Raw genomic sequence first — 14,956 nt, 5'->3', positions numbered from 1 at the left:
CCTGTCGCCGGGCGGTGAGGCCGATCTTCGACTTATACCCGCGGTGATGCGGCGGCAATGCATCGATCGGGGCGCCGAGCTAGGAAATGCGGTTTTTATCTGCGAGATATTCGCCGGGTCCGCGTTGCGCACCTATCCGGCGAGCGGGATAATGCCAGACGGCCGAGCCGGCCTTTACCGGGAGCCCGATATGCCGACGTCATCTGGTCTGTTCCGTACCACGCTTGCCGGACCCGAGTCTCGCCTGACCGAGGCGTTCGACCATTTGCGCACGCGGCCCGACTGCATCAGCGTGCCGGAATTCGGCCTGTACGGCGCCGTGGTGCCGGTGCCGGGCGACGCGGAAGAGGGTGTCTGGCGCATGGCCAGCATTCGGGACGAGATCTTCCTCGTGATTTCCGACTGCAATTACGCGCACAGCCGCTCGGAGAGCGTGCTGCCCGAGTCCTTCGTGGAGTTCCACTTTTCGCTGGCGGGGCCGGCAAGCGTCGACTTCTCCGATACGGGCACACTGCAGGTCAACGCGCCGAATCTGCTCGTGTGCCGGCAGGGCGCCGACGTGCGCTACGAGGTGACGTGTGGGCCAGGCCCGTGGCAATCGGTCGGGCTCTATGTCACCCAGCGCTATTTCGACCGCTTGCTGCACGCGCTTGGCAGCGAGGCCGACCGTATTCGCGCGGAGCTGGCAGCAGTCAGGTTCGATCAGATCTATAACCGCCAGATGCCGTTCAGTGTCGAGGCGCTGCAAATTGCCGGGCAACTGCTCGCCTCGCCGTACCGGGGTGCCAGACAGATGCTCTATCTGGAAGGCAAGTGCACCGAAATCCTTTGCGCATGCATCGAGATGTGGCTGGCGCACGCGCACGCCGATAACCCCGGTGAGACGCTTTCGGCCCGCGATTTACGATTGATCGAGCAGGCGCGGGAGATGATCGTCGGCGACATGCGTCTCGCGCCCACGATTCCCGAACTTGCGCGCGCGGTCGGGACGAACGCCTCGAAGCTCAAGCGCGGGTTCAAGTTCCTCTACGGGATGACGATCTTCGAGTATGGTCACCGCTGCCGGATGAATCACGCGCTGCGCCTGCTTGTTGAGGAACGTCAGCCGGTCGGGCAGGTCGCGCTGGCGGTCGGCTATCAGCACCAGACGAGCTTTACAGCGGCATTTCGCGACTACTTCGGCTTCGCGCCGAAGGATGCGCGCCGGCTCGCCAGTCCGATCGCGCCCGGATCATCCCAGGCCGTGTTGCCGCCGGCGAACGGGGTTGCGGCAGTACGCGAGATTGCGCATCGCGGACCGGAGAATGACGTGCCGCGCAGGGCTGCGGGAACGCGCATGCCGTCTGACGAGGCGTGAGCGCTGCCGATGCGTTTGCATCGCGCATTTTGATTTAGGAAAACGGCTGTATTGCCCCTGCGCGCGTATTCTCCGCGTTCTTCCGTTGCTAGCATGAATCGACATCGCCTGAGCCGCGCAGTCGACCGCGCGTGTCTGGCGATCATTTCGCAACGGAAGGAAAATACGATGACCTCTATTGCTGTACGCAATCCTCGGACTGGCGTGTCCGACTACGAAATCGAGAATATGGGTGCCGCGCAGATCGGCGCGGCGGTTGCCGAAGCGCGCGACGCGCAGCGCGCGTGGGAGGCGGGTGGTTTGCCACATCGCACGGCGGCGCTGCTCGAATGGGCCGCCCAGCTCGAAGCGCATCGTGACGACATCGTCACGGCGCTGTCGATCGATACCGCGCGCCATCGCATCTCCGCCGAAGAACTGGGCGCCGTGGTGCACTTCATCCACGGCTTTTGCGAACACGCCCCGAACGTGCTCGCGACGCCGTTTCGCAAGCTCGACGCGCATCCGGACGTCGTGTTCAAGGTCACGTATCCCGCCTACCCGGTTGTCGGCGTGATCAGCCCCTGGAATTTTCCGCTGGTGCTGTCGTTCATCGACGCGATTCCGGCGCTCGTGGCAGGCGCAGCAGTCGTGATCAAGCCGAGCGAAGTCACGCCGCGCTTTGTCGAACCGCTGCGTCGCACGATCGAAGCCGTGCCGGCGCTGCGCGGTGTGATCACGCTCGTCACCGGCGCAGCGGAAACCGGGGCGGCGCTCGTCGCGCAGTCGGACGCCGTGGTGTTTACCGGCAGCGTGCCGACGGGGCGCAAGATCGCGGGCACGGCGGCACAGGCGTTCATTCCCGCTTTCCTCGAGCTAGGCGGCAAGGACGCGGCCGTGGTCCTCGCGGGCTCGGACGTCAAGCGCGCGGCCACCAGCATCCTGCGCAGTGCGCTCTACAACTCTGGTCAGGTGTGCTACGCGATCGAGCGGGTCTATGCCCACGAATCGCTTTACGACGCGCTCGTCGACGAACTGTGCACGCAGGCCGCGAGCCTGCGGCGCAGCTACGCGGTGGGTGATGGCGGGCATTATGGTCCGATGATCTTTGAGCGCCAGGCCGCGATCATCGACGCGCAACTGCAGGACGCGCTCGACAAGGGCGCCTCGATCAAGCTCGGCGGCAAGAGCGAAACGGTGGACGGCGCCGTCTGGATCGATCCGACCATTGTCACGAACGCGGATCACCACATGAAGCTGATGACGGAAGAGACGTTCGGCCCGATCGTCCCTGTGATGCGTTTTTCCAGCGACGCGCAGGCTGAGCAGTTGATGAACGATTCTATTTATGGCCTGAGCGGCGCGGTGTTCGGTCCCGACACGCATACTGCCGGCGACTTCGCAACGAAGATGGAAGCGGGCGGCGTCAGTATCAACGACACCGAATTGCCGCGCGTAATGATGTTCGATGGCGAGAAAACGGCGTTCAAGCAATCGGGCATGGGCGGTTCGCGTTATGGTGCGACGAGCATCATGCGTTATGTACGCAAGCGTGCGCTGCTTGCGAATGAAGGAGCGATTGCCGGCCTCGACAAGCTCTCGGAAACGGCAGACTAAAGCGCGGGCCGGGCACGATTCGATCGTGCCGATTCTCCCTGGACCAGAATCGTTGAAACGGTTCTGGTTTTTTTATTGGGCGCTCGAGCAGGCAACTGAGGGTGCCATGGTGGCGTGTGGAGTCCGTCATGAGCTACCGAAAACGAAACAGCCCGATCAGCATTTGCTGATCGGGCTGCCTGGGTCCAGCTCGCTAGATCGAATACCGGCCTACATCGACTTGACTGGCACGTCGTGCATGTAGCGCAGGCCGACTACGAATGCCACGGCCAGCGTCACGATCGGATAGGCCACGCCGGCAATCATATTGCCCGTGCTGGCTGCAAGTGCGCTCATCACCAGTGGCAGGAAGCCGCCGAACCAGCCGTTGCCGATATGAAACGGGAAAGAAACCGCGGTGTAACGGATGCGTGCCGGGAAGAGCTCGCTCAGGTAAGCGGCCATCGGACCGCTGATCATCGCCGTGCAGGCTAGCAGGATCATCAGCAGCAAAGTTACGGCAACGTGATTGATGCGGGCAGGATTGGCCGATGGCACCCAGCCGGCCGCGACCAGCGTGGCCTTGTAATGCGCTTCGTCGAACCCCGTCAGGGTGGTGGTGCCAACGTGCGTGACGACGTCATCGGTCCCTTCTGCGGGCAGGCTGCTGTAGTTCACGCCGGCGCGGGACAGAAACTGCCTGGCCTGGTCGCAGGCCGACAGCTGTGTGTTCGGCGTAACGAAGAAGTGCACGTGACAATCGCGGGCGGCGACCGTGATGGGCACGCGCTGCTGAAACGCCACCAGGTCCGGATTCGCATAACGACCCAGCGACGCAAACACGGGATAGCACGTCACAAGCGCCAGGAAGCAACCGCATAGCATGACTTTGCGCCTTCCGATCCGGTCAGACAAACTGCCGAATACCACATACAACGGTAGCGTCACGATCAGGGCGATTGCCATCATGCCGTACACCTGCAGGGCATCGACATGAAGCGGCCCCGATAGCAGGACGAGCGGTGCGACCGATGCGGCGATGGAGGTCACGCCGAGCGGCATGGTGCCTCCAAGCAGCGCGACGAACATGGCCCTGAGGTTACGCGGCTCCGCGAAGGCTTCGGTGAGCGGGGCTTTCGACACCTGACCCGCGGCCTTCATTTTCAGGTAGACAGGTGACTCGTCGAGCTTGAAGCGAATCCAGATCGAAATGGCCAGCAGGATCAGGGAAAATCCGAACGGTATGCGCCAGCCCCATTGCGCAAACTCCTGGGGGCCGATCAGGGCGCGCGCGGCGAAGATCACCACCGTGGCCAGCAGGAATCCCGCGGAACCTGTGATCTGAATCCAGCTCGTTTTGCAGCCGCGTACGCGCGGTGCGCAATGCTCGGCGATGTACACGGTCGCGCCACCGAATTCGCCGCCCACCGCGAGTCCCTGTATCAGGCGCAATGCGACCAGCAGTACCGGTGCGGTCCAGCCGATGTGCGCGAAGGTCGGGAGCACGCCAACTGCTGCCGTGGAGACACCCATCAGGATGATCGTAAGCAGGAAGGTATTCTTGCGTCCGGCCATGTCGCCCAGCCGGCCGAAAACCAGTGAACCCAGTGGGCGCACCGCGAATCCTGCGCCAAACGTTGCGAGACTCGCCAGCAAGCCGGCAGTCTGGTTGTCCGGCGGAAAAAACCAGGCACCGAAATAGGTTGCAAGGCTGCCGTACAGGAAGAAGTCGTACCATTCGAACACGGTACCCAGCGATGCGCCGAGCACGACCCATCGGGATGCGTGGGCTTCCTCCGTGGTGTATCGCGCGGGTGCGGTTGAGTCCATCTCGTTGCTCCTCGTCTCCATGTGATTGATCACGACGGATGTCGTGTTGCGTTGACACGACTATGATTGCCCTGGGCCTGCACGCACAACCCCCGCGCGGACCTTACACCCGAATCCCTAGCTTTCTGGTCTGATCGGATGTGCGGCGTCACTCCTGCTGCTACCAGAGCAGGCCCCACTTCGAGGATTCGCAAAGGGGAGACACCGTAATTAATTGGCTCTGCCAGGCAACATCGATATCAATGCACGCAGATCGCTGGGTGCTTGCCCACCCGCGTTACAGCTCCCAATAGCGATCCAGCCCGGACAGATCGGAGTAAAAGTCCAGAAACGCCCGAACTTTGGAGGATGTCGTCTTCTTCTGTGGGTGGACGCCCCATATGGCGGGAGGAGTAAGCGTCGCCCGCGGATCGCAACATCGATCCCCGTGGTCACGAAATTCAGAATTTCGTCGGTGACGACGACGTCCGAGTCGATGTCCGGATAATGAGGCGTCAGGACTGTCGCAGCGCGTCCAGCCCAGAACGGGCGAAGTGCCAGCGTTTTTGCAGGCGGTATCTGCACAAATCGGCTGCCCGCGCGCCCGTTCCCCAGTTCTACACCGCTGTGACTGCGGACATCAAACGACAGGGCTCGCGATGGTCGCCGCCACGCGCACGGCGAGAATGCGCCGGATGGTCGCCAGGGACTGTTCCGCCACCGGACTCGGGCCTTGCCGCCGCGGCAAACGAAACTCGGGAGTTTTGACGCCCAGCTGCCTGCAGACCGCGGAAAGGTACGGTTTGCCTGGTCCCGCGCATCGTGCGACGGCGGCGGCAAAGGCTGCGTCGCCGACATGCCGGCGCAGCCATTCGAGCGTTTGACGGTCCTTTTCGTTATAGACCCTGACCAGATGCTCCATTCTCGCCTCCCGAGAGGACTGTATAAAAACACAGTTACCTGTAAATTTATACAGGTTTTAGGCTGATTGCAACCACCGGTGATCGGCTATGAGGGACGACGGCCGTGCCACGTCCCAGCGCATGACCTTAGCCGTGGGCGGTAACGAAAATATGAAATGGGCTCGCGCAGCCATCGCCCAGCTCCGTGAGCGAACCCTGTGATGGCCGGGACCGGGATCTCCCCGGGGGCCAATTCGCATTGATGCCTTGCGCGGTTAGCCAACGGTGCAGCCAGAAGCCGTTGCGGCCCGCCTGTTAGCAGCCCAGCACCAACGCGACCGCGTGCGGATGGCAGTGGGCTCTGGCCCTGGTAATGCTGTTCGGGACGCAAGCGGTGTCGCCGGCCGGCACCACGCACTGGCTGGGCGCACTTACGCCATCACCGAGTGACAGCTTCCGGTTCCTTTCACCGGAAAGCAGGGCGCGGTCACCGGGATGTTGTAGAGCCTCAGTGGACCCAGGTCATCCGTGGTGCGGCAGGGTCGGGCGCGTCGGGGTCGTCGACGATTGGCACGAGGCTCTTCGCGTTGACGGGGATGCCCGACAATGCGCGCGGCGGCGAGACGTCCGCGCCCTTGCAGGTGTAGCGCCGGGGAATCTCGCCGCCTTCATGGAAAACCTGTGAGGTGAGGGTGAAGGCCATTGTGTGCCGCCCGGCGTCAGTCCGCGCCGCCCGCTAGTGCCTGCGATGCATCCAGCGCATATGATGCGCGTCGAGCCAACGGCTCAGGCTCTCTCCGGGGTGATCGCGCCGGTAGCGACTGGAGAGGGCCCATGCAACGACAACCAGAACCACCAGGCCAACCCAAAAGCTGATCATTGACTGAGTCATGGCAGCCTCCTTCTGGAATGCGACCATGCCTGAATTGTAGTCATTGCTGGCCAGACTGGCTCAACCCGGATTCGGCGGGTCATTCTGGAGGAGGTGCGATGCCGGACGAGGAGGATCCGGTCGATGCCAAAGCCCTGGTGGCGCCCTGACCGGAACGCATGAACGCGTGGCGACCCTGCTGGCCAGAGCGGGAATGACCAACCCGTGCATGCGGCTCGGCGAACTAGCTGAAGCACTCGATGCCATGCGGGTGGCCATCGCGCCGTTTGCGCTTGCGGGCCTCGGCCACGCGCGTCGCGTACCGCGAGTCACGCCATCGCGCGTGGCCGATAGCCGTTGAAATACAGGTTCAGCAGCAACGCGCTGACTGAAGCAAGCACGATGCCGCTGTGCGTGAACGGAAACAGCCAGTGCGGCAACCAGGCCAGCAGGCCGGGATTGATCAGCGGCACCATGCCGATGCACACGCTGACCGCCACGATCAGCAGGTTGTTGCGGCCGCTCTCGTGCCGGTAGTCGACGTCGACCAGCACCTTGATGCCGGTCGCCACCACCATGCCGAACATCACCACACCCGCGCCGCCGAGGACGCAATGCGGAATCAGCGCGAACAGCGTCGAGAGCTTCGGAAAGAGGGCGAGCACGATCATGATCGCGCCGGCGCACACGCAGACCCAGCGGCTTTTGATGCCGGTGACGCCCACGAGCCCGACGTTCTGCGAATACGTGACATAGGGAAACGTATTGAAGATGCCGCCGATCAGCGTGCCCAGGCCGTCCACGCGCAAGCCCCTCACGACGTCGGCCTGGTCGACCGGCTTGTCGACCATTTCGGCGACGGCCAGCATCATGCCGGTGGTCTCGACCATCACGACGATCATCACGATCGAGAGCGCGACAACGGGTATCAGATGAAACGTCGGCATGCCGAAGTGAAATGGCGTGACGAATTCGAACCAGCTCGCGCGCGAGAGCACCGAAAAATCGACCTTGCCCGCGAAAGACGCGATGGCGAATCCGATCAGGATGCCGAGCAGCACGGCAATATTGCGCAAGAAGCCGCGCGCGTAGCGGGTAATCGCGAGTATCGTCACCAGCACGATGAGCGAGATCGTCAGGCTGAGCGGATCGCCCACCTTCGCGCCGCCCGCCATCCAGTTGATGCCGACCGGCACGAGGTTGATGCCCGTGACGGTGATGACGGTGCCGGTGACGACCGGCGGAAACAGTGCGACCATGCGCCCGACCAGCGGGGCCAGTGCGATGGTGACCACGCCGGCCGCAATCACCGAGCCGAACAGGCCGGTCAGCCCGATGGCGGGGTCGGTCGCCATCACGGTCATGGGCGGCACCGCCGCAAACGTCACGCCCATCATCAGCGGCAGGCGAATGCCGAACTTCCACAGGCCGGCGGACTGGATCACCGATGCGATGCCGCATGCGAACAGATCGGCGCTGATGAGCATGGCGATGGCGTCCATCGGCAACTTCGCCACGCCGCCGATCAGGATCGGCACGGCAATGGCGCCCGCATACATCACCAGTACGTGCTGCAAGCCAAAGGCGAGGAGCTTGTTGGCGGGCGGCACCTCGTCCACGGGCGCCGTCCCGGTGCGGGGCGGCGCGCTGCTGCGGGCGGCAAGATCGGATTGCTCGGCTGCTGTTTCCATTTGCTTCGTCCTCCTGATAGCTGCTCCCTACGACGCGAGCGGCGTCGCGGCGCCGCCCGTCGTCGATGGGGCTGTCTCCTGATGCCGCGTTCAGACAACGGCTCCTCGTGCGGCGCTTATTGAACGGCTGCCAACTCCCGTTCGAGCTGGTCATAGGTGTCGCGAATGAAACGCGCGACCGCCACGCTGCTCTCGAACGTGTTGTAGCCCACGCCGAGCCCGTAGTCGGGGAGATTGATGTAGTCGACCGTCATCAATTCGAGCGGGCTGTCATCGTGCGTCAGGTGATGGCGGATGGTCTTGCGCACGACTTCCCGTGTTGGCTCGAGCAGCCACGCATGCCAGTCGTCGTACCATTCGCCGGGATTGGGCCGCACGTAAGGGTATTGCACGCCGCGCCCCGGTTGGCCGTCGTCGCCCTTGGCCCAGCGGTTCAACGGCCCGTTGGGCACGGCGGGGCGGTTCTGTTGCCACCAGACCATGTTCATGCCGAGCCAGCTATCGGCCAGGTTGCCGGGCTCGAACGGGTCGAGCACCACACGTCCGTACTTGACGTCGTCGACGATGCCGGAGATGGCTTGTTCATCAGGATTGCCAATCTTGAAGATGCAATGGCTATAGTCCATCACGAAGCGGAACGGCACGCCCCGTTCCCGAACTTTCTCGGCCACCACCGCGACGCGCCGGAAGTCCTCCGACCACATCAGGATATGCACTTCGAAGCCGATCTGGATCCCGCATCGCTCGCCCGCCTCGTGCGCGCGCAGATATAGATCGACGAGTTCCTCGTCGGTCACCACGTGGCCGTCGGCATGATGCGTGAGCACCATCATGTTGTGATAGCGCACGCCCGCGGCCGCGGCGTTGGACAGGTTGTGCGCGAGCACGCCGAGCGGATCCTCGCCGATCCGGTAGGTCCACGCGGAGCCGAGCACCGGGAAGTCGTATTTCTCGACCGCCGCAATATACTCGCCGACCTTGTCGGCCAGCGGCAGCCGGTCGAAAAAGTCGAATACGCCCGACTCGACCACCATGCGAAACTGGGTGTCGACGGGCAGTTCCTGCAAAGAGACTGGGCGCGATGGCGACGAAGGTTGCACGCCACGGCCGGCGCAACCGAGCTTGATGCGAGGTTTCATCTGGCTTGTCTCCATCATGCGGCCCGCACGGCAGCCGTGTTTTGTTCGTCGCGTACCAACTCTATCAGCCAGCGGCGGTACGCCTGGGTCACGGCATCGGCACCGCGCACGGGCAACTCGAGTCGTACTTCGTCGCCGACGATCGGCACGAGCTTGGGCTGCTGCGATTCGATCACGGGCTTGTCCTGCTCGAGGACTTCGGCTTCGAATGCGAGGAAGAAGTCGTCGTGCTCGGGCTCGGTGCCGAAGTCGCGCGCAATCCACCAGAAGCTGCGCGTCTGGGTGGCGGAGATGGGGCAGGCAGCCATCAGCAGTACGTAGTGCTTGCCGTTCTCGAAGGTGCGGCGCAAATGCACCGTATGGGGCATGGTGACGTGGTACGAGTTCGCCACCGAGATCCAGTCCTCGCCTTCGATGCCGAGCAGTGCGCGCTTGCGGCCCACGCTCGGCTCCTTGAGCGCGGCCCGCTCGAAGCGCAGCACGTGGTCCGCCCGCCACGGCTCGACCGTGTCGACCTCGGGCCGCGAGCGGCTGCCGATGCTGCCGTCGTGCACGAACGCGAAGTGGGAGAAGTCCACGAAATTCTCCAGCCGGCGCGGCGCGCTGGTTTCCCAGTCGTAGGCGGGCCCGCGAACGAGGCGATAGGCGGGGTCGTCGAATTCGGGAAACTCAGGCACCGGGAATTTCGGCTCGGCGTCGAGGCATACCCAGACGATGCCGGCCGATTCGCTCACCGGAAAGGCGGGCACCGTGGGCTTCATGACAGCGGTCAACGAGTCGCACGCGGGAATCTTCACGCAGTGGCCTTGCGAATCGTAGCGCCAGCCGTGGTACGGGCATTCGAGACGGCCGTCGACGATCGCGCCGTTGGACAGCGCCGCGCCCCGGTGGGCGCAGCGATCTGCCAGTGCAACGAGCGTGCCGTCGAGCCGTGCGAGCACGACGTGCTGGTCGAGCAGCGTCACCCGCACGGGCTTGTCGGTTACTTCGCCGCTGTACGCGACCGGATGCCAGAAGCGGTGCAGGGTGCGGTAAAGGGGATGCTGGCTGTAGTCGCGCAACAGGTATTCTGCCTTCATGCTACGTTCTCCTCCATTTTTCAAAGGTCAAGCTTGATGCGTTCGCCCCGGCAGCGCGATACGCAGATCATCATCACCCGGCCCGCTTCACGCTCCGCGCGGCCGAGCACGGCGTCGCGGTGCAGCGGGGCGCCTTCGAGCACGGGGACTTCGCAGGTCCCGCAGGTGCCTTCCTTGCACGAGTACATCACGCTCTCGCCCGCGTCGATCAGCACATCGAGAATCGATTTGCCGGGCGGCACGGTGTAAAGCCGGCCCGAGTTGGCCAGCTCGACCTCGAAAGGCCTGCCTGCCTGCTCATCCGCTGGACTGCCCGCGGCCGTGGCGCGGAACGATTCGACATGGACCCGGCGTGCGTCCAGCGAGGCTGTAGCGGCCTCGAACGCGCGCAGCATCGGCTGCGGCCCACAGCAGTAGAAATGTGTGTCGCCGCCGTGGCGCCGTACTACGTCGTGGAGGTCGAGCATCGCCTGGCCGGGCTCGTGGTCGAACACGCAAACCAGTTCGCCATGCAGGCTCTTTGCCGCGAGCGCTTCCAGCTCGGCCAGGAACGCGGCATGGCCGCGCGTGCGCGCACAGAAGTACAGCGTCCACGGTCTGCCGTCGCGCTCGAGCCGCTGAACCATCGACCACAGCGGCGTAATGCCGATACCGCCAGCCACGAGCACCGTGCGTGCAGCATCGGTATGCAATCCGAAATGATTGCGAGACCTGCCGATTGCGATGGCGTCTCCGATGCGCAGGTGTTCATGCACGTATGCGGAGCCGCCCCGACTCTGGCTGTCATGGGCAACGGCAACCACATACCGGTGCCGCTCGCCCTCGTTGACGAGCGAATACGAGCGGCACAACCCGTTTGGCAAGTGCAGGTCGATGTGTGCGCCAGCTTGCACCGGTTCGAAGACCGCCTCCGGCTCGGCAGGCCGCAATTCGATGCGCAGCACGCCTTGTGCAATGGGCTCGATGGCCGCGATGCTGGCGCACAGCGTGTTTTGAAACGGTGCAGTCAAACGATCCATGAAGGGTGCCTCGTCGATATCTAAAGCGTTTGCGCGACGGCCTCCGCGCTTTATCGCAGCCCGGCGCGGCTGGCCGGGTGGTGTCGTCGGTTGTATTTGATACGATCGCGATCTATCATTCAAATTGTTAATTTCGATATATTCATCGACTGAAATGATGAATCTGACGCTGCGCCAATTGCAGGCATTCGTGCTGGTTGTGCAGACCCGGCAATTCACGCTCGCCGCGCACAAGATGCACATCACGCAATCGGCGCTGAGCACGCTGGTGAAAGAACTGGAGTCGAGCGTCGGCCTGAAGTTGCTCGACCGCCATACGCGGCGCGTCGAGCCGACCGAGGCGGGGCTTGGCTTCTACGTGATGGCCGAGAAGACCTTGGCGGATCTGGAGAACGCGGTGTCCCATGCGCACGACCTGGCGTCGCTGCGCGCGGGGCGCGTGAGCGTTGCGGCTTCGACGGTGTTGTCGGCCGGCTTGCTCTCGAAGGTGTTCAAGGACTTCAAGGCGAGCTACCCGGAGATCCGCATCGTGCTGCGCGACGTGGCCGAGGAGCACATCGTCGAGATGGTGCGTGCGGGTCACGTCGATCTGGCGGTGGGCACGTCGGCCGATCCTGATCAGGAGGTCGAGGAAGCGCCGTTACTGGACGACCGCTTCATCGCGCTGTGCTGCGAAGATCATCCGCTCTCACGGCGGCGCCATATCGCGTGGCGCGACCTGGAGGGGTTTCCGTTTATCGCGCTCGCGCCCACGAGTCCGATCCGCCAATTGATCGACGCCACCACGCGCGAGGCCGGCGTCACGCTGGACATCGCCTATGAAGTGTCGTTTGCCACGACGGTGCTCAGCCTCGTTGGCGTCGACCTCGGCGTGAGTGTGTTGCCGATGAACAATCATCCGTCGCTGCCGGCATTTCGCATTCATGCGCGGGAGGTGATCGCGCCGGTGGTGACGCGGCAGATTTCGGTTTTCACGCGACGCCATCGTGCGCTGTCACCGGCCGCGGCGCAGTTCGAGGCGTTTTTACGCGCTTATGTGACCTCGCATCCCGATGCGGCGCCGAACGCGATTCGCGAGCAGACGGCGGGCAAGGCACGCCGGAAACGGAGCCAATAAAAAGACCCGCGCTGCCGCGGGTCCGCAAGCCGTGCCGCACGACAACCGGCTTGGCTCAAACTCATTTCGTGCGCGTGATGTGCGCGGCGGCCTCGGTGCGGTAGAGCGTCTCGACCAGGTGCCCTTCAGGCGGGGGTGAAGATCTGCGAGAACACACCGTTGGTATTCTGGACTCCATGCTCTGGTGGCTCATCCCGGTCACGGTGGCTTACCCGTCGCTCTGGTTCTTTCTGTGTGACTGTCCCATCATCGGTCGAGCTCTCATTCGTTGAGCGCCGCCGACGGGGCCGTCATCAATCACAACGGTATTGGCTATCCGGTCGTGCAGCGTCTGCTTTCGCTGGTTGAACAGCACCCACAAGAATCCGGCACCGCACGTCGCGAAGGTCAGCAGGTAGCCTAGTGTGCGCAAACCGGCTTGCTGCACTGTCATTGGCCGTCCGGTATCGGCATCGACTATCCGAAGATGCAGTGCCCGTTTCCCGGGTGAAGTGCCCCATGTTGCCCACAGCAGGCCGGTTATGAGGATGGGAATACATTGCCCGATCGCCAGCCACAAGACGATGGTGGAAGCGAAGGAGTCTGGCGCCGTGAGGATTTCCTCAGTGGATGGACCGAGCGGGACGAAAAGCACGATGACGGTCCACCAGATTGAATCGATGGCCAACGCGCTGGCGCGTCGCGAGCAGGAGGCATATCGCATCTGAACCTCAGGCCTGGTTGATTGACATGATGAACGTCCACGCGGTACGCGCCGACTTGCCGCGAATCTCCCGTATGCCGTCCGTTAGCTTCAGCTCGAGAAAAAGGCTGAACCAGCGAATCAGAACACAGGCTTGTTACGGGCAGATATGACGAAAAGAACGTTTGTAAGCAATTGTCAGAGGCTCCGCAAGCCGTTCCTGGACCGTTGGCCGAGCAAACCCGGATTCTGGCAACGCGTGCAAGGATGTTCTCCAAAGATAACCGGTGATTCGTTCGCCGGAATGGCAAACACTTGGACATCGTACGGGTCTGGCGCTGGCTGGCGCGATGCCGAACGCCTCATTCGGCCGACCCGTTGCCTTGCTCCCACGCGACTGATTTCGGAGCCGTGAGCCGTAGCGTCACCCGAACCTTTCTGCCTCACTCGCTTGCGCGGAGCATGGTGCCTTCGCTGGTCGCGCCGACCCGCCTCGCAACACATGGTGGCGCGGGTGTTGAGTGCGTCACGTCTCGTTACACACAAAAACACCCGTAATTCTCCGTCGCAATATAGTGCGTTCACAACTGACAAGTGAGGCAACTATGAAAAGAATTTTCGCGCTGACGCTGATGGCCGTATGTCTCGGAACCGCGCTGAGCGGCTGTATCGTGGTACCGGCTGGCGGCTACTATCACCGCTATTAACAGCTGACTTTCTGCACATTCAGCTCACAAAGCATACATATCACGGAAAGAAAATCATGAGCTTTACACCTCGCCGCTGGTACGCGATGGCACTGGTTGCAGGTATCGGCATAGGTGTATCTGCCGCCGCCTCAGCCCACGTCGATGTCGGCGTGGACATTGGCGTCCCCGGTGTTGCAGTTGCACCCGCACCCGTCTACGTTGCGCCGCCGCCGGTGTATGAGGCGCCTCCGCCTCCTCCCGCTGTTATCGTCAGTCCGGGCTGGTATGGCGACAGATACTACGATGGGCATCGCTATTGGGAACGCAGGGAGTGGGAGGAGCGCCATCATGATGAACGGGAATGGCACGATGCCCGTGACCATTACGATGGGCATCGCGGTGACTGGGGCCGTTACCATGACGACGGTGGCCCGCGAGGCGACTGGCATCACGAGCACGGGGACGACGACGAGCGGCATGACCATTGATACGAGCCATGCCCGTTAGCGGCACCTTCGTGGACCCAATCGGTTGCCGAAGGCCGTGAGCAGGCGAACAGCAGCCCTGTTCCGCCAGGAACAGGGCTGGACAGGATTGAAGGTGGCAGCACATATCAACGCCCTGCAACAACGCTGCTGCTACTTCGGCGAATGCCCAGTCATAGCTCCCACTGGACGCAGCCAGGGAAGAACTTCAAAGCCGCTGGGGATGGTTTTGGTGGAAGAATCTCGCAGCCAGAATGCCGCCAATCGCGCCCCCAAGATGGCTCTGCCAGGACACGCCGGGTGTTAGCGGCAGCACACCAAATAGCATGCTGATGCCGTAGCTGAAGGCAACGAAAAGCGCGATGAGCAAGGGGATGGGCTTTCGGCTGTAGAGTCCATACGCAACGAGATAGCCCGCGTAGCCAAAGACGACTCCGCTCGCGCCGATGTGGACCGTATACGGCGAACCGAGGAGCCACGCGCACAAGCCCGCGCCCAACATCCCGCCGGCGGTGGCCTGCCAGAAGTTGGCGATTCGCGG

Annotated in this window: 12 protein-coding genes and 1 pseudogene; 4 read left to right on the top strand and 9 right to left on the bottom strand. The window is 63.0% G+C overall.

The genetic code is table 11. From position 1 onward, the window contains the following. Positions 1-190: 190 nt before the first annotated feature. Complete coding sequence (locus tag E1956_RS22015) at positions 191-1,357, top strand: helix-turn-helix transcriptional regulator (RefSeq protein WP_232071516.1); 1,167 nt, start codon at positions 191-193, stop codon at positions 1,355-1,357. A gap of 168 nt (positions 1,358-1,525) precedes the next feature. Continuing rightward, entirely contained in the window at positions 1,526-2,953 is a 1,428-nt protein-coding gene (locus tag E1956_RS22010; protein WP_134752897.1) for an aldehyde dehydrogenase family protein, read from the top strand. A gap of 210 nt (positions 2,954-3,163) precedes the next feature. Here the strand turns inward: E1956_RS22010 and E1956_RS22005 are convergent, their stop codons facing one another. From E1956_RS22005 to E1956_RS21970, 7 genes and pseudogenes are all read right to left on the bottom strand, one after another. Next, positions 3,164-4,795, bottom strand: coding sequence for an MFS transporter (locus E1956_RS22005; protein ID WP_197732850.1), 1,632 nt, complete (start codon positions 4,793-4,795; stop codon positions 3,164-3,166). A gap of 586 nt (positions 4,796-5,381) precedes the next feature. After that, on the bottom strand, positions 5,382-5,663 hold the full coding sequence (locus E1956_RS21995) for a CppA family protein (protein WP_134752895.1): 282 nt from the start codon (positions 5,661-5,663) through the stop codon (positions 5,382-5,384). A gap of 459 nt (positions 5,664-6,122) precedes the next feature. Further along, positions 6,123-6,346 (bottom strand): annotated as a pseudogene (locus E1956_RS21990) (YbhB/YbcL family Raf kinase inhibitor-like protein); the annotation flags it as partial. A 497-nt stretch (positions 6,347-6,843) separates the two neighbouring features. Continuing rightward, on the bottom strand, positions 6,844-8,205 hold the full coding sequence (locus E1956_RS21985) for a nucleobase:cation symporter-2 family protein (RefSeq protein ID WP_134752891.1): 1,362 nt from the start codon (positions 8,203-8,205) through the stop codon (positions 6,844-6,846). Positions 8,206-8,321: 116 nt separating this feature from the next. Further along, positions 8,322-9,344: a xylose isomerase gene (locus E1956_RS21980; RefSeq protein ID WP_232071514.1), complete on the bottom strand. Its 1,023-nt coding sequence runs from the start codon at positions 9,342-9,344 to the stop codon at positions 8,322-8,324. A gap of 14 nt (positions 9,345-9,358) precedes the next feature. After that, on the bottom strand, positions 9,359-10,423 hold the full coding sequence (locus tag E1956_RS21975; protein ID WP_134752888.1) for an aromatic ring-hydroxylating dioxygenase subunit alpha: 1,065 nt from the start codon (positions 10,421-10,423) through the stop codon (positions 9,359-9,361). Positions 10,424-10,443: 20 nt separating this feature from the next. Then, positions 10,444-11,442 carry a PDR/VanB family oxidoreductase gene (locus tag E1956_RS21970; protein WP_134752886.1) on the bottom strand — a complete coding sequence of 333 codons (999 nt, stop codon included), beginning with the start codon at positions 11,440-11,442 and terminating at the stop codon, positions 10,444-10,446. Between the two features lie 154 nt (positions 11,443-11,596). On the opposite strand from E1956_RS21970, the gene E1956_RS21965 reads away from it, so the two are divergent. Continuing rightward, a complete protein-coding gene (locus E1956_RS21965; RefSeq protein ID WP_134752884.1) occupies positions 11,597-12,559 on the top strand; it encodes a LysR family transcriptional regulator in 963 nt (320 codons plus the stop codon). A 208-nt stretch (positions 12,560-12,767) separates the two neighbouring features. Here the strand turns inward: E1956_RS21965 and E1956_RS21960 are convergent, their stop codons facing one another. Further along, a complete protein-coding gene (locus E1956_RS21960; protein WP_134752882.1) occupies positions 12,768-13,262 on the bottom strand; it encodes an RDD family protein in 495 nt (164 codons plus the stop codon). Between the two features lie 742 nt (positions 13,263-14,004). On the opposite strand from E1956_RS21960, the gene E1956_RS46935 reads away from it, so the two are divergent. Beyond that, a complete protein-coding gene (locus E1956_RS46935) occupies positions 14,005-14,418 on the top strand; it encodes a hypothetical protein (protein WP_134752880.1) in 414 nt (137 codons plus the stop codon). A gap of 205 nt (positions 14,419-14,623) precedes the next feature. Here the strand turns inward: E1956_RS46935 and E1956_RS46930 are convergent, their stop codons facing one another. Beyond that, positions 14,624-14,950, bottom strand: a complete 327-nt coding sequence (locus E1956_RS46930) for a rhomboid family intramembrane serine protease (RefSeq protein WP_256377794.1) — start codon at positions 14,948-14,950, stop codon at positions 14,624-14,626. Positions 14,951-14,956 lie beyond the last annotated feature (6 nt).

Source organism: Paraburkholderia pallida (assembly GCF_004524855.1).
GTDB classification, from domain to species: domain Bacteria; phylum Pseudomonadota; class Gammaproteobacteria; order Burkholderiales; family Burkholderiaceae; genus Paraburkholderia; species Paraburkholderia oxyphila.
Note: the sequence above shows the minus strand (reverse complement) of the source record. Positions and strands in the feature narration are given on the sequence as shown.